Raw genomic sequence first — 17,795 nt, 5'->3', positions numbered from 1 at the left:
GGAACACTTACGTCAGGGCACCATTCCTCTACTTAGCTGTAGAAGCATTCCTCTACTTAGCTGTAGAAGAGCAGGCGGTATACCGGGAAGCTTTTACGGCACATTCGTGCCGGTCGCCGAGCAGCCATTGCGGCCGCTGCCGGCCAGACCGCCGATGCGATCGGGGCCCACGACGCAATGACCGATCCCGACCGCTGCCCGCCCGCGCGAAGAAATCCGGGGCGACCGGCGGGACGCCCGCCGCGACCGTAGAGGTCGGGCGAGGTGCCTGGCAGCCCGACCAGACCACACACGGCCCACAGCACCCGGCACCGCGGGGCCGCGGCGCGGCCTGACCGGTATTTCCCCGCGCCCCGGGGCGCCGGGAAATACCGCCGCTAACCCGCCCAGCCGGCGTACACGGCGAAGCGCCAGACCTTCACCGAACAGTCGACGGAGCTGAATCCGGATTCCCGTAGCCAGGCGAGCTGGTCCGCCAGCGGGGAGCAACGGTCGTGCGCCATCCGGGTGAGCGCCGCCGCCCACTCGTCGTCGTCGGTGCCGGCCTCGCGCGCGTAGCGTTCATGCATAATCTCGTACCTTTCGCTGGCCCGCTCGTCCGGACCGGAGATCTGCTCAAGGTTGACAAACAGACCACCGGGGACGAGTACCGAACGGATCCGGCGAAAAAGCTTCTTCTTCTCGTCGTCGGCGAGGTGATGAATCGCCAGCGCCGATACGACGGCGTCAAAAGGGCCACCCGGCAGCGGGCCGGTGAGATCGGCGACCGTCGCGCCGTCCACCCGCCCACCGAGCCGCGCCACCGCGCGGTCGAGCATCGGACGCGCGCCGTCCAGCAGGTGCAGGCGCGCGCCGGGCACCGCCGCGAGTACCGAGGCGGACAGCAGCCCCGTCCCCGCGCCCAGGTCGAGGACCGCCGGGCTCGCGACGCCGAGCTGACCCACCAGGTCCCCGACCGCCCCGTAGAGCAGGTCGAAGGCGGGTACCAGACGGCGCCGTTGCGCGTCGTAGGTGGCCGGATCCCAGATCATCTCACCATATGAGATTTCAATCTCAGTCATTGGACAAGCATACGGTGCATCCGCGGTGGCGCACCAGACCGTGCGGGAACTGTCGACTTGACAGGACCAGCCGTGACACCCGAAATAGGAGCGTGACCGAAGGTCATGCGGCGGCGGGCCTCGGCGCGCTCGCCACCACCGTGGGATCACGGCTGCGGGTGCTGCGCAGGCAGCGCGGGGCGACACTCGCCGAGCTGTCACAGGAGACCGGGATATCGGTCAGCACACTTTCCCGGCTCGAGTCCGGCCGTCGCCGGCTCACGCTTGAGCTGCTGCTCCCGCTGGCCCAGGCCTATCAGGTCCCGCTCGATGATCTGATCGGTGTGCCGCCGCCCATCGATCCCCGGGCACTTCCGCGGCCGGTCGAACGGGCCGGGCTCACCTTCGTCCCGCTGACCAGGCGCCCAGGCGGGCTGCAGGCATTCAAGATGACCGTCCCGGCCCGCTGGCCGGCCTGCGCGGAGGAGCCGCAGAGCCACGAAGGATACGAATGGATCTATGTGCTCGCCGGGAGGCTGCGGCTGGTCCTGGACGGAAAAGGGATCCTGCTGACCNCCGGCGAGGCGGCGGAGTTCGACACGCACATTCCGCACGCGTTCAGCAATCCCTGGCCAGAACCCGTGGAGACGATCAGCATCTTCGGGCCGCAGGGTGAACGCCTGCACGTCAGGGCACGACCGGCCCATCCTCAGCCGACCCATCCTCAGCCGGCCCGGGCCCAGGCCCCGTCGCAGCCGCCCGGGCCATCGCCGTAGCCGTCCCGGCGACGTCCTCAGCCGGACCGCACCTCGTCAAGGCGGGCTCGGAAGTCCGCGGCGAGCACCTTCACATGCGGCTCGTTGAGCATCGTGTGGTGCTCGCCGGGCACGGTGAGGACGGTGACATCGCCGGTCAGGTGGCGCGTCCACCCGACGCGGCCGGCTTCGGTGCTGTCCTGCGCGAGGTAGAGCAACGCCCGGCCCGCATAGGGACGCACCCGATACAGGCGGCTGATAGCCCGCGCGTGGTCGAAGAAAGCGTCGTAATGAGCCAGGCCGGGATAGCGGACAATCCCGGCGAACGGTAGGCGCACCGCCTTGCGCGCCTTGGACACGCCCGGCAGACCTGAAAGTCGGCCCCGCCCGCGGGGGCTGTCCGTGACGAGGCCGGGAACGGCCTCGGAGACCTTCCCGTTCCCCTGCCCCTGGCCGCTCTCGCGACCCGCCCCCGAACCCGCGCCCGCGCCCGCACCCGTCTCGTCATCCGGCCCGGGACGCGCGGACGNGGGCAGTTTGGTGTCGAGCAGGGTCAGCAGGGCTACTTCCTCACCCGCGGCCGTGAGCAGGTGGGCCATCTCCAGCGCGACCAGACCGCCGAAGGAGAACCCGGCGAGACAGTACGGCCCGGCGGGCTGGATCAGCCGGAGAGCGGTCAGGTGACGGCGGGCATGTCGCTCGACGCTCCAGTCCGGGAAGGCCCGGTTCTCCAGGCCCTGGGCCTGGAAACCGTAGACCGGCAGGTCCGTCCCGAGGTCTCGGGCGAAGGCGACGAAGTTGATCGCGAGCCCGCCGGCTCCCGCCACGCAGAACAGGGGCGGCCCCGATCCGCCGGCGTTGAGCGGCACGCACGTCGGATGGGTCGGGACGTCGCGGTGCGCCGCCGCCACCCGGGCCGCCAGCGTCGCGACCGTCGGCGCCTCGGCCAGGACGGAGGTCGGCAGGGCCATCCCGAACCGGGTCCTGATCTCGCCGAGCAGCTTCTGGGCCAGCAGCGAATCGCCGCCCAGCTCCACGAAGTCGTCGTCCACACCGATGTCGTCGATCTCGAGAATCTGCGCGAACAGGTCACGCAGAGCGTGCTCCCAGTGGTTGTGGCCCGACGGCGCACGGCCGGGAACCCGGGCGGGCGGCGGCGGCAACGCCGCCCGGTCGACTTTCCCGCGCTCGTTGCGGGGCAGTGCGGTCAGCAGCACCACCGAGGCGGGAACCATGTAGGCCGGCAGTCTCTCCCGCAGCAGACCACGAACCATCACAGCGGCCGACCTGATGGCGCTCGTGCAGACCACATAAGCGATCAGCCGCGGCGGCCGGCCCTCCGGGCGCTCGGCCACGACCACCGCCTCGACGACATCGGGCGAGGACAACAGCACGGTTTCGATCTCCGCGGGCTCCACCAGGTAACCGCGGATCTTCACCGCGGCGTCGGCACGCCCCAGCAGTTCGATGCATCCGTCCGGACGTCGGCGCGCCAGGTCACCGGCCCGGTAGACGACCGCCGGCCCCCGAAAGCCGGAAGTCGACTCCTCGCGGACCGGCCGGAAACGTTCCGCGGTCATCTCCGGGGCGTTCCAGTACCCCGCGGAAAGGTAGCGGGACGTCACCGAGATCTGCCCGGCGACGCCATCCGGCACGGCGCCGCCGGCCTCGTCCACGATCTCGATGAGTTTTCCGTCGACCGCCCATCCCGCCGGCAGCGGCCCGGCCGGGACGGCATCCCCGGAACGGACCGGGAAGAAGGCCAGCGACGCGGTCTCCGTCGAGCCCGACCAGTTGTAGAAGGTGCACCCGGCGGGGAGGAACTCGCGCAGCGCCGCCACCTCGCGGCCGTAGACCGCCTCGCCGGAACTGGTCACCGCGCGCAGGCTCCCGAAGACGCGTCCGGGCGGGGTGGCCCCGACGAGGGCACGAATGAGCGCCGGTGTCAGATGCAGCGTGGTGACCCCGCGGTCCACGAGCCATTCGGGGAGGGCCTCGATGCCAGCCGCCCGCGGGTCGAGGACGTGCAGCGTGGCGCCGCGCAGCAGCCCCCAGAACATCACCGTGATTCCCGCCGCGAAGGCAGTGGGCAGTACCAGGGCAACCTGGTCCGTCGAGGTGATGCCGACCTGGCTGACACCCGACTCCAGCTCGTGCAACACGGTGCGGTGGCGCCAGACGACTCCCTTGGGCACGCCGGTCGAACCGGAGCTGAACACCACGAAGGCCGGGTCGTCGGGACCAGCGGCCTCCCCGGGCAGCGGATCGGCCGGCATCGCGGCCGGCCTCGCGGACCCGACTCCCGGACCGGGCGCTGGCATGGCACCTGACCTGGGGCTTCGCCCGGCTGCCGGCTCCGTGACCAGGCCCCTCTCGTCGAGGATCACGGACTGGATCGGACCGGCCGCCGCGAGCAGCTCCTGGTGTCGGGAGTCGGTCACACAGGTGGTGACACCGGCCAGGCGCACGATCTGCGCCAGCCGCGCGGGCGGAAGCATCGGGTCCAGCGGTACGAACGACCGCCCGGACCGGAGCGCACCGAGCATCGCGATGATCGCCGGCGCGCCCTGACCCAGGAGGATGCCGATGTTCGCGTCAGCGCCGCGAACCGCACTGCCGGCGCTGGGGGCGCTGGGGGCCGCGGCTAGATAACGGGCCAGCCCGGTGGAGCGCAAGTCCAGCGCGGCATAGTCCAACTCGAGATTCTCATCGCGCACCGCGATATTATCGGCACACATCGTGATAACCCTGGAGAACCGGGCCATGATTGTCGTGTCCGGCGACGCCGAATTCATCGCCGGGATGACCAGCGGCTGGGTACCGACCATTCGCGACTCCCNCCTCCTCCGCCCCGCTCACCGTTGCCCGGAGCACCACCAATCATACGGTTCGATAGGGCCACACTCACCCACTCGTGCCATCGCCGCACCATAGGTCAAGCCATTCATGCATATTGGCGACGGCCGTTCCGGCCCTGTCGCCCACAAGACAGCCGCCACAGGTGGTCAAGTATCCGACCACGGCCATAAAAGGAAAGCATGACAGAGTCATCCGTGTCCCATCGGGTATGGGTCGATCTCGGCTCCCGCGGCTACCCCGTCGAGGTCGGGCCCGGCGTGCGTGAGCTGTTGCCGCAGGCCGTCAGCCGCATCGGCGCGTCACGGGTCGCGATCGTCTCGGCGCGTCCCGAACCCGACGCGGTCCCTGACCCGGGCATTCCGGCACTGCGCATCACCGCCCGCGACGGGGAGCACGAAAAGACACTCGCCAATGTGCAGAACCTGTGCGAACACTTCGCGGCCTTCGGCCTGAACCGTTCGGATGCCGTCGTGTCCTGCGGAGGTGGGACGACCACGGACGTCGTCGGCCTGGCCGCGGCGCTGTATCACCGCGGGATCGCGGTGATACACCTGCCCACATCGCTACTGGCACAGGTCGACGCCAGCGTCGGCGGCAAGACCGCCGTGAACCTGCCGGTGGGAAAGAACCTGGTCGGTGCCTACTGGCAGCCGGCCGCGGTGCTCTGCGACACCGACCACCTGCGAACCCTGCCCGCCCGGGAATGGACCAACGGTTACGNGGAGATCGCGCGCGCCCACTTCATCGGCGCCGGTGATCTGCGCGGCCTGCCGGTCGCGGAACAGATCGCCCGCTGTGTGGCGCTGAAGGCGTCGGTCGTGGCGCGCGACGAACGCGACACCGGACTGCGCCACATCCTCAACTACGGCCACACCCTCGGCCATGCGCTGGAGATCGTGACCGGCTTCGCGATGCGTCACGGTGAAGGCGTCGCGGTCGGGACCGTGTTCGCCGGCCGGCTCGCGGCAGCCCTGGAGCTGATCGACGACGACCGCGCTGCCGAGCACCTCGATGTGGTCTCCCACTACGGCCTGCCGACGGCACTGCCCGCGGGCGTCGATACTGAAGCCCTCGTCGCGGCGATGAGGCTGGACAAGAAGTCGACCAACACCGGCCTGACCTTCGTCCTCGACTCCGCCGAGGGCCCACGGCTCGTCCCCGACGTCCCGGAGAAGCTGGTCGTCCGTACGCTGGAGTCGATGGAGCGGGTGGCCGCATGACGACGTCCGAGGCCCTGGCCCCGACGCTCGGGGCGGTCCGGCGGGAGATCACCGGGACGACGAGGCTGTATGTCGTCGTCGGCGACCCCGTCGACCAGGTTCAGGCCCCGATGCTGATGAACCCGGTGTTCGAGCGGGCAGCGCTCGACGCCGTCCTCGTCCCGGTGCACGCACCGCGTGAGCGGTTCCCGACCGTGCTGGCCGGGCTGCGTTCCATGGCGAACCTGGACGGCATCCTGATCACCATTCCGCACAAGGTGGCCGCGTCGGCCCTCGCCGACCTCCGCTCCCCCGCCGCCGAGATCAGCGGCAGCGCGAACGTGCTGCGTCGCGAGCCGGACGGGCGCTGGCTCGCCGACAACTTCGACGGGGCCGGATTCGTCCGTGGCCTGGGCCGGGCCGGCCACCCGGTGGCGGGCGCCAGGGTGCGTCTGGTCGGCGCGGGCGGGGCCGGCAGCGCCATCGCGGCCGCCCTGCTCGACGCCGGCTGCGCCGGCCTGACCGTGCTGGACCCCGACCACACCCGACTTGCCGAACTGGTCAGCCGGCTGGAGGCCCACTGGCCCGGACGGACCGTCGGGCTGCCGGGCACCGCAACGGTGCGTGCGGCCGCCTCGTCCCCGCCGAGTGAGCCTTCGCTCGACCTCATCGTGAACGCCACGCCCCTCGGTCTTCGCCCCGACGACCCGCTGCCGTTCGACCCCGCCGAACTACCGGCAGGGTGCGTGGTCGCGGACATCATCATGAAGCCGGCGAACACCAGGCTGCTGCGGGCGGCCCGGGCGCACGGCCTGCCGGCCCACCCGGGTATCCACATGCTCGCCGAGCAGGTCGACCTCTACCGGGCCTTCTTCGACCTGCCCGGTGCGCGATGAGCCATTCCCGGACCACCGAACCCGCGGGCAGGTCCAGGACCGCCTGCGCCGCGACCGGTGCCGCGGCATCCGGGCGGGACGGCATCCTGGGAATCGACGTCGGTGGTACCAAGGTGGCGCTCCGGCTGGTGGCCGCGGGCGGGCCGCCGCGGGCGGCAGTGATGCACTGGACGCCCGGCGTCCCGGCCGAGACCGACCTGCGTGACCTGGGACGGCACGTCACCGAGCTGTGCGCGGCATGGGATGGCCGCGTCTCGGCGGTCGGCGTCGCGATGCCCGCGACGCTCGCCGCGGACGGTCGGGTCACGACCTGGCCGAGCCGTCCGTCCTGGGCGGGTCTGGATCTCGGGCGGGCGCTGCGGGATCTCGTCCCGGGCGCGCGGGTCGCGCTCGGCGACGACGGAGACCTGGCCGCACTGGCCGAAGCCGACCACGCCGGAGCCACGAATCTGGTCTACCTCGGTGTCGGCACGGGCATCGGCGGCGGCATCGTCCTGGACGGGCGGTTGTGCCCTGGACCGATGCGAGGCTCCTGCGAGCTGGGCCATCTGATCATCGCCATGGAGGGGCCGCGGTGCCGGTGCGGGCGCCGAGGCTGCCTGCAGGCGCTCGCCTCGGGCCCTGCCACTCTGCGCCGCGCAACCGACCTGCGCGACGCAACTGGCCAGTGTGACCCGGCCGCGCCGGTGCCCGGCGTAGCCCCCGGGCTCGCTCCCAGGCCCACGGTCACCTATCCCGAGCTGCGGAGGGCCTGGGAAACGGGTGAATCCTGGGCGCACGCCGCGCTCCAGGCGACCGCGCTGGCACTGGCCGCGGCGGTCGTCAGCCTGACCGAGCTGGTGCGGCCCGATCTCGCGGTGATCGGCGGCGGGTTCGCCGACGGCCTGACCGGGTTCACCGAGCTGGTCGCGGCGCGGGCCGAGGATCTCGCGCGGCCCGGTCACCCGCCGGCACCCGTCCGGGCGGCCGCACTGGGCGGCCTGTCCTCCCTGGCAGGCGCGGTACTGCTGGCCCGTGACCTTGACCGGACGCCCGGCTGAGGCATCGCGGCCCGAGCGAACCGCGGGCGTCAGACGGCCAGGTACGGCCGGGCGGTGAGCAGGCCGAGGAGCTGGCCCGGGGAGTGCACCACCCAGTCCGGCCCGGCTTCCAGCAACTCGGCCTCGTCGGTCTCGCCCCACATCGCGGCGACGGCCCGCACCCCAGCCCCCCGCGCNCTCTGGATGTCGGTCACCGCGTCCCCGACCATCACCGCCTCCGCCGGCGTCGCGCCAAGCACGTCGAGCGCGAGCAGGACGATGTCCGGCGCGGGTTTGGGACGAGCGACCTCGTCGGACCCGATGACTCGCTCAAAGCAGTCGAGAATGCCCAGCTCCGCGAGCAGGTCGCGGGCACGCGGGCCGCTCTTGCCCGTCGCCACGGCCAGCCGTGCCCCCCGCCTGAGCAGGCCGGAAAGGAGCTCGCGGACACCGTCGAAAAGCACGACCCGGTGGGAGAGCCGATAGCTCTCCCGAACGAAAGGGCCTTCCATGGCCAGTGGGAGACCCATGATTTTCATGATGTCGGGGAAATAGCGGCCGAGGTGACGGTTGTACTCCTCGAACGGCGCGGGGCCCGGTCCGACGACCTCCGCGTAAGCGCGGGTGAATGCCTCGCGCATCACGGCATGGCTGTCAACCAGGACTCCGTCGAGGTCGAAGACGATCGCACGGGGGTCCATCGATTCTCCCAGGCTNGGNGGGGNNNGGNGGGGNGGGGNGGGGTGGGGTGGGGNGGGNCCGCGGGACTGCCCGGCACCCGACGGCTACGCGGCGGCCGGCGGCGCGGCGGACTGGTAGATCCGTTCGATGGCCGCGATGGTGGACCGCGCCTGGGCCACCGCGATGCCGCGTTGGGCGGGATCAGCGAGCAGCACCGGCAGCTCGTCGAGCTGGCGGCGGTATTCGGCACCGATCGGTTCGGTGGTCACATCCACCTGAGTCGTGGCGCCGTCCTTCGTCCGGGACAGCGACGAAACGGGCCGCCGGTTCGGGCTGAAGCCGAAGGTGCAGCGCAACTCCGCCGAACCGGCACTACCTTCGACACGCAGGACCGTCGCGTCCAGCGGCTCATGGGAGGCCCAGCTCGCCCGCAGGGTCACCGACACCCCGGCGCCCGTCACCAGGAAAGCCCGGACGGTGTCCTCGACATTGCCGCCGGCGGCGGCGCCCACCGCGTCGGGATGTCGCCAGGAGGCGCCCCAGGCCGCGTCGGCGACGAAGTCTCCGGAGATCGTCCCGACCGCCTGGATGAACTCGCCCGCCCCGACGATCGGCGCGACCGCGTCGAGCAGGTGCCAGCCGAGGTCGACCAGCGCGCCGCCACCGGCGAGCTCGCGCCGGGTGAACCAGCCGCCGGCGTCCGGGACACCACGCGCGCGCACCCAGGACGCGTCGACGTGTCGGATCGTGCCGAGCTCGCCGGCGAGGTCGTACAGCGCCCGGGTGTCCGCACGGAGGCGGGCGGCGCTGCCGGCGAGCAGCACCGCACCGCCGGCCAGCTCGGCGGCGGCCAGGGCCTCCGCCTCCGCCACGCTGAGGCAGACAGGTTTCTCGACGAACACCGGGATCCCGGCCGCGAGCAGGCCCGCGGCGACGCGACTGTGCAGGTGGTTCGGAACGGCGACCACCGCCAGGTCCACCGCGCCGCGGCTCAGTTCCTCGGGCCGTCCCAGCACCGTGAGCGCGGCCTCGGCGGCGGCTCGCTCGCGACCGGCCACCTCAGCCCGGACGCGGGGATCCGGATCGACCAGGGCCACCACCTCGAACGCGGGGTGCTCGCGCAGGCGCGGCAGCCAGATCGACCGCCCAGCCCAGCCGAGCCCGACCACGGCGACCCGGACCGGACGTCTCCCACCCACCGCGGACGCCCCGCTCACGCGGCCGCCAGCGTCTCGGCGAGGATCTCGGCGATGGCGTGCATGTCCTCCTCGGTTCCGAGGAGGGTGCGGTGATGCAGCCAGATGCCGTCCGCGCTGAGTGCCTCGACGTTCGGGCAGCGGGCCGCGAGCTCGTCGACGGTCGTCTCGGGTGCGCCGGTCTCCCAGAAGCCGTTCGACCGGTAGATCGCCCGGAACGCCGCGAAGGCCGGCAACCCGCGCTCGACCAGCGCGTCGACGAGCGCGTTGCGACGTTCCTCGCCGAACCCGGGCACCCGGAACATCGCCATGTAGTGGGAGTTGCGGTCACAGCGCGGGTCCCGGCTCTGCGGGACGACGCCGGGGATCTCGGCGAGCAGGCCGGCGAGCAGCGGCCAGCGCTCCTCACGAAGGTCGATCTGCCCGCCGAGCCGGGCGAGCTGCGCCCGCAGGACCGCGGCGGAGAACTCGTTCATCCGGAAGTTCGACCCGGAGGTCTGGTGCAGGTACCTGCGGTCGGTCCGCGGGCGGCCGCAGCTGTGCCGCAGGAACGCCTGCTCGAACTGCTCCGCGTCGGGGAAGGTCACCGCGCCGCCCTCACCGGCCGTCATCAGCTTGCCGTTCTGGAAGCTGAACGCGGCGATACTGCCGTGCTCGCCGACCCGGCGGCCCTGCCAGCTCGCCCCGTGCGCATGCGCGGCGTCCTGGATGAGGGGGACGCCGCTGTTCGCGGAGATCTTGCCGAGGGCGTCCATGTCGCTGAAGTGGCCGGCCATGTGCACCGGCATGATCGCCCTGGTACGTGGTGTGATCGCGGCCTCGACGGCCGCCGGGTCGATGCAGTAGGTGTCGAGGTCGACGTCGACGGGCACGGCGACCGCGCCGAGCCGCTGCGCCGCCTGGGAGGAGGAGATGAACGTGAAACCGGGGACGATGACCTCTGTCCCCGGACCGGCGCCGAGCACCTGCAACGCCAGCTCGAGCGCGTGGGTGCCGTTGGTGACGGCGAGCGCGTGCGGCGACCCGTGATACTCGGCGAACTCCCGCTCGAACGTGTCGACCTCGCTGCCGCCCATGCGCCACCACTGGCCCTGGTCGAGCGCCCGGATGAGCCCGGCACGCTCGGCGTCGTCAAACTGCGGCCATGCCGGGAACTCGGGCGCAGGCCGTCCACCGTCACTCATATTTACGTCACCTCTCAGGATTGCTACGGATCATTAACGTGTACGGAGGGTCATGACGCCGACCAGCCTGCCGGCGACCGCGCCGGCCGCGTTCCACGCTCGGTCCGGCGGCGGCGACGCGCTGACGGCAACAAACCGGCGATGGCGGTAAGCGCGGCGATTTACACGGAGCAGGCGACCGGTCCGGAATTCCAGACAACCGCAATGATCACAGGAAATCCACGGCTCCCGCTGTCGCGAGCGCGACACCACGGATCGTGACCACCATGGAGCTTCCCGAGTCGACGGCGAACGGGTGCAAGCAGTACGGCACACCTCGGGCGCCTCATCGACACAAAGGTGCCGCCTGCTATAAAAATGCATCCCGGACAACGTGCTACACACCTGTAGAGGTTCACTGTGAGCAGCATTCTCCTCCTGAACGGCCCCAACCTGGGCATTCTCGGCCGGCGGCAGCCGGAGATCTATGGAACGGCGACGCTCGCCGACATCGAGGCCGCCGTCGCCAAGCGGGTCGCGGAGCGGGGCTGGGAGGTCGTGTCGATCCAGCGTGAGTCCGAAGGCGAGCTGATCCACGCCATCCAGGACAACTACGACGCGCTCGGCGCGATCGTGAATCCGGGGGCGCTGATGGTCGCCGGGTGGAGCCTGCGCGACGCGCTCGCCAGCTTCCCCCGGCCCTGGATCGAGGTGCACCTGTCGAATGTGTGGGCGAGAGAGTCGTTCCGGCACGAGTCGGTGATCTCCCCGCTGGCCACCGGACTCATCGCGGGACTCGGTCCACTCGGCTACGAACTCGCCGCCGACGCCCTGCTGCGCATCGTCCCGGCGGCCTGAACGGCCGCGCCGGCCGGGTCGGCCAGGCCGCCCGGCCGGCGGCGCCGACCTGAACAGTCACGTCCCCGTTGGCCCGATGGTGGCATTGACGAAGGCCGGGCATAACCGGCCGACCGCCGCCCCGGACATCACCGGGCCGGCCGGAACCTGGCACATCCGGCCAGATTCCGACAGCCAGGCGGCCGCCGCCGCAGGTCGCACGGCCGGCCGCCTGGCTCGACACATCCGGCGAGCGCTGTCGTTGTGTCAGAAATTGCCGCCGTACTGCGATCGGCGACAGATCACCACGAATGTGTGTTGCCGGATCGGCACACTCAAGAAGAGCCGATCGCTCCTGCATCGGAGCGAGATCAGTAAAGTTTCGTGGGTGTTTCGACCGGACCTGGAAAGCCGTCTGATTTCCCTCCCCGAGCCCACCGTCGAGTTGCCGGCGGACCTCCTGGATCCGCTCGCTAACGTCATCGCCGAGATCTTTCAGCAGCTGGTCGCGCGGATTCCGCCGACCCCCGCGGCCGAGCTCGGTCGGATCAGCGCGGCGGAGCGGCCCGCCGACCGCCCCGGCGCGCCGGTGCTCACCGCGCTGCGCTCGGTCGGGCCGCGCCTGCCCGAACGGCTGCTGGGCGCGCTTGAACTGGTCGTCGACGAGATTCCCCTGCGCGCCCCGCGCGGCCTCACCGCGGGGCTGGCCGCCGAGCGCTCCGGGCTGGCGGACGCCGTGCCGCCGCGGGCCCGCACCGGCTCCCGGGCACTGGCCCCGGCGGAGGAACCCGAGGCGGTCGAGGCCGTCGCCAGGCTCGACCGGGTCAGCCCGGGTGCCTGCCAGCTCATCCTCGCCTACGTGCGGCGGCTGGTCGACCATCCCGTGACCGCCCCGCTGCTCGTGGTGGACGACCGGGTGTACGACGCCGACGGTGCCCACTCGGACGGTGCCCACTCGGACGGCGGCGACCTGGACGGCGGGGCACTCGGCACCGCGTCGGCTCCCGCCGACGAAGCGACACTCGCCGCCCGTCACGGGGCCGCGCACCTGGCGCTCGCGGTGGCGGTGGCCACCGCGGTGCTGCGTGAGCTGGACCCGCCCGCGCTGCACGCCGAGGCCCCCGTCGTCACCGGCACCGCGGTGGGCTGCGCCGTGCTGGCGCTGCGGGGACGTCCGATGCCCGACTCCTACCCGGCCGCGCTGCTCATGCGCCAACGCGCCGACTACCGGCTGCCGCGGCACGCGGCCGGGTGTGTCCCGGTGGAGAGCCACCGCTTCGGCCTGGTCGAGTGCGAGAACCTCACCGAGGCGCTGCCGGACGGCGCCGACGGCCGGCGAGCGGACTTCAGCCGCAACGGGCTGGTGGACGTCGTCGCCGGCGGGGTCCTCGTCCGCACCGGCATCGGAACGGGCCGGGTGAGTGTCGCCCTGCGGGTTCTGGAGGCGCCCCCCGGTGCGCCGACTCCCGCCGAGGTCGCCGCCTGGGACGAGATCGTGGACGTGAGCTGGACCGCCACCGGCGGCGCCGCCTCGGTCGTCGGTTCCGCCGCCACCAGAGCGGACGCGCCGGCCGACGCTCGTTCCCTCTACCACCAGACGCCGCCGTGGCCGGGGGACTACCGGCTCCGGGTCCGCGCCCGCGGGCGTGACGGTGCCGGCGAGGACGAGACCTACGAGCTGGTCGTGTGGAGCGCACCCCCGGCACCGGAGACCGTCCACCGGCGCAGTGACCAGCTCGGGTACCGGCTGCGAGGCGAGGTGCCGCCGCCGGCGACGTCCCAGCCGGAGACGCGCTACCGGTGGGTGCGCCGGCGCAGCGGGTTCCGCGAGGCCGCGACGTTCACCGTGGTCGTCGGCGCCACCCCGCAGGACGTCGTCCGCTACTTCGACGCCGACCCCGGTGCGCCCTGCTCGCTGACCCGGCTCCGCGCCGAGCGGCGCACCGACCCTTACCTGCTGGTCCTGCCCCTCGAAGGCACCGACGACGCGGTTCTCGCGGTCGAGGAGAGCGGTCTGCAGGGCTCGCGGCACGCGGTGCTCTCCGCCGTCTCCCGGCATGGACTGGCCGCGAGCATGTTCTGGAACATCAACGCGCTCACCCGGCTCTCCCTGGCGCAGGACGGCGAGGTGCTGGCCGCGTTCGAACCCGGCACGGACCCGATCCCCGACGTCGTGCTGCCGCTGCTGCGTGACCTCGACCTGGCCGGAGCGACCGACCGCGTCGCCAAGGGTCTCGTCGTCGTCGAACGCTTCACCGGCCACACGATCCTTCCCGAACACCTCCAGCGGATGGTCGACGACGACGTCGCCTATCTGATCAACGAACCCTGACCGACGGATCGCCGCGCCACCGACCGCGGGCGGGGCAGCGGTCGGGCGACGGGTAGGGCGAAATGCCGCGGAACCGGGAGCATCCGCCGGTGGCCTGGGCTTACGGTTCGGAACATGGCTGACACACCACCGGTGGTCCTGGTCCACGGCCTCGGCTCCTCCAGCGAGCACGGCTGGCGCGGGTCCGGCTGGATCGACATGCTCCAGGAGGCGGGCCGCGAGGTCATCCTGGTCGACCTGCCGGGGCACGGCACGTCGCGCCGGGACACCGACCCGGCGTCCTACGCCGACGCCGCCGCCGAGATCGTCGAGACGTTCGCCGGGCGCGGCCCCGTCGACGCGGTCGGGTTCTCGGCCGGCGCGCACCTGCTGCTCGAGGCCGCGGTCCGCGGGCTCGGGGCCTTCAACCGGCTGGCCCTGCTCGGCCTCGGCCCGCGCATGCTGGAGTTCCGCCCGGAGCGGGGGCGGGCGTTCACCCCGGACGCCGAGGACGGCACCGACGTCCTGGCCCGGGTGATCAGGGGACTCGCGCGCCGCGCTGGCAACGACGTCGACTCCGTGCTCGCCTTCGCGCAGCGGCCGATCCCGCGGCTCACCGCCGCCGACCTGTCCGCGGTGGCCTGCGAGGTGCTCGTCGTCATCGGCGAGCGGGACGAGGCCGGCTCACCCGAGGAGTTCGCCGCGCTGTTCCCGAAGGCCACCGGACGGACCATCGAGGGCGCCGACCACTACTCCGTCCAGGCGAACCCGCGGGCGATGAGCGCCGTCTTCGACTTCCTCGGCGTCTGATCCCCAGCCTGCGCGGCGCCTGATCCACAGCCCGGCGGGCTCAGTCGACGTCGATGATCTCGCCGTTGCGGAACATGTCGACGAACAGGGCGTGGTCGGCGTGCACCCGGGCGCCGTAGTCGTGCGCGAACTCGACCATGGCCTGCGTGAACGCCTCCGCGTCCGCCGAGATCGCGGCGTGGATGGCCTCCTCGGTGGAGAAGGCCACCAGGTCGTGCTCGCTCTCGTCGTCGGCGACGGCGTGCATCCGCGCCGTCGACCGGCCCAGGTCGGCGACCAGCGCCAGCATCTCGTCCCGCTCGTTCACCTCGGACCAGTCCAGGTCCTGCGCGTAGGGCGAGACCTCGGCGACGAGCTGGCCGACTCCACCGAGCTCGGTGTAGCCGAGCCAGGTGTCGCTGTCCGCCTGCAACGCCCGCTGCGAGACCGCCGTGCGGTGGCCCTGGTGGTGGAAGTAGCGCACGATCCGCTCGTCGGCGACGAACCGGCTCACCGCCGGGACCTGCCCCTGCTTCATGTACAGCACGACGTCGTTGTCGAGCGCCTCGGTCTGCCCCTCGACCAGCAGGCTGTAGGACGGCAGGCCGGCGCTGCCGATGCCCACTCCGCGCCGGAGCACGACGTCCTTGACCGTGAGCGACACCGGACGGGTGCGCCGGCCCGGCGGCACCGTGGCCAGGTAGCGGTCGAAGGCGTCGAGGACGTTCGCGCGGGTCTCCTCGTCGACCGCGCTGACCCCGTCCACGTGGGCGAAGCGGCGGTCGTAGTTCTCGACCACGGTGAGCTCGTCGAGCAGGGCCACCCGGGTGGCGCGCCGGGCCTGCTGCAGGAAGGCGTGCACCACCCCCGAGGTGGTCTCCCGGGTGAGCAGGTCCGCCGACGACCCGCCCTCGGCGAGGTCCCGGATCTTCTCCCGGTAGGCGCCGACGCAGGCCCGCACCAGGTCCGTGATGACGGCGTCGCTGAGCGCCTTGGCCCGCCCCAGCAGAGCGAGGCTCGCCACCAGCCGCCGCAGATCCCAGGTGAACGGCCCGACGTAGGCCTCGTCGAAGTCGTTGACGTTGAACACCAGCACACCGCCGCTGCTCATGTAGGTGCCGAAGTTCTCCGCGTGCAGGTCGCCGTGGATCCAGACCCGGCTCGTCCGCTCGTCGAGGAACGGGTCGTCCAGCTGCTGGAGATCGGCGTAGAACAGCGCCGCCGAACCGCGGTAGAAGGCGAACGGCGAGGCCGCCATCTTCCGGAACTTGCGGCGGAACGCGCCGGGCTCGGCGGCCATCAGCGCGCCGAAGGCCGCCGTGAACACCTCACCGATCACTTCGGGCCGGTCGGCACCGGCAGCGGACGTCGTCATGGCCGCGCCTCCTCGTCGCATCCTCTTCGTGCCCGGCCAAAGCATGCCAGCGGCGACCGGCACATGGGGGCGGCGTCACCCAGGGTGCCCGCCGCCGGGCCAGCTGTAGATCGCTGCGAGGTCGGCGGCGGTGGCGGCCATCGCCGCGCGCAGTTCCGGCGGGTCGAGCACCTCCAGCTCCGCGCCGAGGGTGAGCAGGTCACCGCGGGCGTGTCTGATCGACTCGATGGGCAGTTCGGCGCGCACCCAGCCGTCCGCCTCGGGGTGGCCCACCGCCCGCTCGACCGCCCGCTCGACCGCCCGAGCCACCGCGGGCGCGAGCCGGAAGGGAGCCATCCGCACGCCCTCCGGGGAGAGCCGCACCGTGGCGGTCGCGCGGTAGACCCCCTTCTCGTAACGCTCCGTCCACCCGTTCCAGTACTCCGCGAGATCGAAGCCGTCCGGATGCCGGAAAGACTCCGGCAGTGCCTCCATCCGCAGGATCTTGGCGACCCGGTAGACGCGGGCCGTGCCCTGGGGTGCCGGGTCCGGGCTGGCCACCGCGCCCCCCGCGCCCCCCGCGCCCCCCGCCGGGGCGGCCACCAGGTACCAGGTGCCGCTCTTGAGCACGACGCCGAGCGGCTCAAGGTCGCGGACCACCTGGCGGGGAGACCGCCAGCGCAGGTAGGTGATCCGGATACGCCGGCACCCCCAGACCGCCCCGGCGACCGCGGCCAGGTGCGGCACCGGCTCGGCGTCCCGGAACCAGCCCGGCGCGTCGAGGTGGAACAGGCGGCGCGCCCGCAGGGCCCGTTCGCGGTTCCCGGACGGGAGCGCCGCGAGCAGTTTGAGCTCGGCGGTGGCGGCCTCCAGGCCGAAGCCGAGCGCGGCGGCGGCCTCGGGGAGCCCGGCCAGGGGCAGGGAGTCCGACTCACCGGCGGTCAGTCCGGTCAGGCTCGTGCGGTAGCCGGCGAGGAGCCGATACCCGCCGGCCGATCCGCGCTCGGCCACCACGGGGACACCCGCCCCGGCGAGCGACTCCAGATCCCGGTAGACGGTGCGGACCGACACCGCCAGCTCGTCGGCGATCTCCCGGGCCGTCAGCCGCCCGCGTGCCTGCAGCAGGAGCAGAACGGACAGGAGCCGGCCGGCGCGCACCCTCCCATCTTCCGCCGCGATACCTGACAGGAGAAGTCAGGTATCGCGGCGAGGATGGGCCCAGCGGGCGGCCGCGCCCGGCGGAGATGGCGACCAGGAGGTACGGCGATGGCGACACCGACATCCACGACGGGGTTGAGTTGGGCGGGGCTGATGCTGGACTGCCCGGACGCGAAGGCGCTGGCCGAGTTCTACGGCGAGCTGACGGGCTGGGGGGTGGGCGGCGCCGACGAGGCTGGCGCCTGGGCCTTTCTGACGCACCCGGGCACGGGGGTCATGATCGGCTTTCAGCGGGTCGAGGGCTACCGGCCGCCGCGGTGGCCGGACCAGGCCGCGCCGCAGCAGTTCCACCTGGACTTCCGGGTCGACGATCTGGCGGCCTCCGTCGGCCTGGCGGAGAAGCTCGGCGCCACGCAGGCCGAGTTCCAGCCGGGCGGGGACCGCTGGCGGGTGCTCCTCGACCCGGCCGGCCACCCGTTCTGCCTCTGCCCGCCGGCCTCGTCCGACTGAGCCCGGGGCCGGCCCCGCCACACCGGCC

The 17,795-nt window shown here is 72.2% G+C and carries 13 protein-coding genes and 5 pseudogenes; 10 read left to right on the top strand and 8 right to left on the bottom strand.

Features of this window, described 5'->3' with window-relative positions; genetic code table 11:
- Positions 1–377: 377 nt before the first annotated feature.
- On the bottom strand, positions 378–1,061 hold the full coding sequence (locus UG55_RS11450) for a class I SAM-dependent methyltransferase (protein WP_066066873.1): 684 nt from the start codon (positions 1,059–1,061) through the stop codon (positions 378–380).
- A 92-nt stretch (positions 1,062–1,153) separates the two neighbouring features.
- Here UG55_RS11450 and UG55_RS35540 point away from each other — a divergent pair.
- Positions 1,154–1,615, top strand: a pseudogene (locus UG55_RS35540) (helix-turn-helix domain-containing protein); the annotation flags it as partial.
- A gap of 1 nt (position 1,616) precedes the next feature.
- Positions 1,617–1,816: pseudogene (locus UG55_RS35535) on the top strand (XRE family transcriptional regulator); the annotation flags it as partial.
- A 509-nt stretch (positions 1,817–2,325) separates the two neighbouring features.
- On the opposite strand, the gene UG55_RS11440 reads toward UG55_RS35535, so the two are convergent.
- Positions 2,326–4,590 (bottom strand): AMP-binding protein (locus UG55_RS11440; RefSeq protein ID WP_255360464.1); only part of this gene is annotated, 2,265 nt, incomplete at its 3' end.
- 243 nt (positions 4,591–4,833) lie between these two features.
- Between UG55_RS11440 and UG55_RS35530 the strand changes: the two are divergent.
- From UG55_RS35530 to UG55_RS11425, 4 genes and pseudogenes are all read left to right on the top strand, one after another.
- A pseudogene (locus UG55_RS35530) lies at positions 4,834–5,374 on the top strand (3-dehydroquinate synthase family protein); the annotation flags it as partial.
- A gap of 1 nt (position 5,375) precedes the next feature.
- Positions 5,376–5,874 (top strand): annotated as a pseudogene (locus UG55_RS35525) (3-dehydroquinate synthase); the annotation flags it as partial.
- Positions 5,871–6,749, top strand: a complete 879-nt coding sequence (locus tag UG55_RS11430; protein WP_066066863.1) for a shikimate dehydrogenase — start codon at positions 5,871–5,873, stop codon at positions 6,747–6,749. The pseudogene UG55_RS35525 and the gene UG55_RS11430, both read left to right, overlap by 4 nt.
- The gene (locus tag UG55_RS11425) at positions 6,746–7,789 is read left to right on the top strand and encodes an ROK family protein (protein WP_083986678.1); all 1,044 of its coding nucleotides are present in this window, start codon (positions 6,746–6,748) and stop codon (positions 7,787–7,789) included. The genes UG55_RS11430 and UG55_RS11425 overlap by 4 nt, the downstream gene beginning before the upstream one ends.
- A gap of 29 nt (positions 7,790–7,818) precedes the next feature.
- Here UG55_RS11425 and UG55_RS35520 read toward each other — a convergent pair.
- The 4 genes and pseudogenes from UG55_RS35520 to UG55_RS11410 all read right to left on the bottom strand — a co-directional run.
- Positions 7,819–7,965 (bottom strand): annotated as a pseudogene (locus tag UG55_RS35520) (HAD family hydrolase); the annotation flags it as partial.
- 1 nt (position 7,966) lies between these two features.
- Positions 7,967–8,469: HAD-IA family hydrolase (locus UG55_RS11420; RefSeq protein WP_242424165.1), on the bottom strand; the 503-nt coding region annotated here is incomplete at its 3' end.
- 84 nt (positions 8,470–8,553) lie between these two features.
- Positions 8,554–9,666 carry a Gfo/Idh/MocA family protein gene (locus tag UG55_RS11415; protein ID WP_242424164.1) on the bottom strand — a complete coding sequence of 371 codons (1,113 nt, stop codon included), beginning with the start codon at positions 9,664–9,666 and terminating at the stop codon, positions 8,554–8,556.
- Positions 9,663–10,829, bottom strand: a complete 1,167-nt coding sequence (locus UG55_RS11410) for a DegT/DnrJ/EryC1/StrS family aminotransferase (protein WP_066066859.1) — start codon at positions 10,827–10,829, stop codon at positions 9,663–9,665. Before UG55_RS11410 ends, UG55_RS11415 begins: the two co-directional genes overlap by 4 nt.
- Before the next feature lie 399 nt (positions 10,830–11,228).
- Between UG55_RS11410 and UG55_RS11405 the strand changes: the two genes are divergently transcribed.
- From UG55_RS11405 to UG55_RS11395, 3 genes are all read left to right on the top strand, one after another.
- Positions 11,229–11,666: a type II 3-dehydroquinate dehydratase gene (locus UG55_RS11405; protein ID WP_066066857.1), complete on the top strand. Its 438-nt coding sequence runs from the start codon at positions 11,229–11,231 to the stop codon at positions 11,664–11,666.
- A gap of 367 nt (positions 11,667–12,033) precedes the next feature.
- On the top strand, positions 12,034–13,977 hold the full coding sequence (locus UG55_RS11400; RefSeq protein WP_083986677.1) for a DUF6461 domain-containing protein: 1,944 nt from the start codon (positions 12,034–12,036) through the stop codon (positions 13,975–13,977).
- 114 nt (positions 13,978–14,091) lie between these two features.
- Positions 14,092–14,766, top strand: a complete 675-nt coding sequence (locus UG55_RS11395; protein WP_066066855.1) for an alpha/beta fold hydrolase — start codon at positions 14,092–14,094, stop codon at positions 14,764–14,766.
- 40 nt (positions 14,767–14,806) lie between these two features.
- On the opposite strand, the gene UG55_RS11390 is transcribed toward UG55_RS11395, so the two are convergent.
- A complete protein-coding gene (locus tag UG55_RS11390) occupies positions 14,807–16,120 on the bottom strand; it encodes a DUF2252 domain-containing protein (protein WP_066066854.1) in 1,314 nt (437 codons plus the stop codon).
- A gap of 75 nt (positions 16,121–16,195) precedes the next feature.
- On the bottom strand, positions 16,196–17,257 hold the full coding sequence (locus tag UG55_RS11385; protein ID WP_066066852.1) for a YafY family protein: 1,062 nt from the start codon (positions 17,255–17,257) through the stop codon (positions 16,196–16,198).
- A gap of 108 nt (positions 17,258–17,365) precedes the next feature.
- Here UG55_RS11385 and UG55_RS11380 point away from each other — a divergent pair, with 108 nt between their 5' ends.
- A complete protein-coding gene (locus tag UG55_RS11380; protein WP_066066850.1) occupies positions 17,366–17,767 on the top strand; it encodes a VOC family protein in 402 nt (133 codons plus the stop codon).
- The last annotated feature ends 28 nt before the right edge of the window (positions 17,768–17,795 follow it).

Source organism: Frankia sp. EI5c, from assembly GCF_001636565.1.
In the GTDB taxonomy this organism is placed as follows: domain Bacteria; phylum Actinomycetota; class Actinomycetes; order Frankiales; family Frankiaceae; genus Parafrankia.
This window is presented reverse-complemented; position numbering and strand designations above follow the sequence as displayed.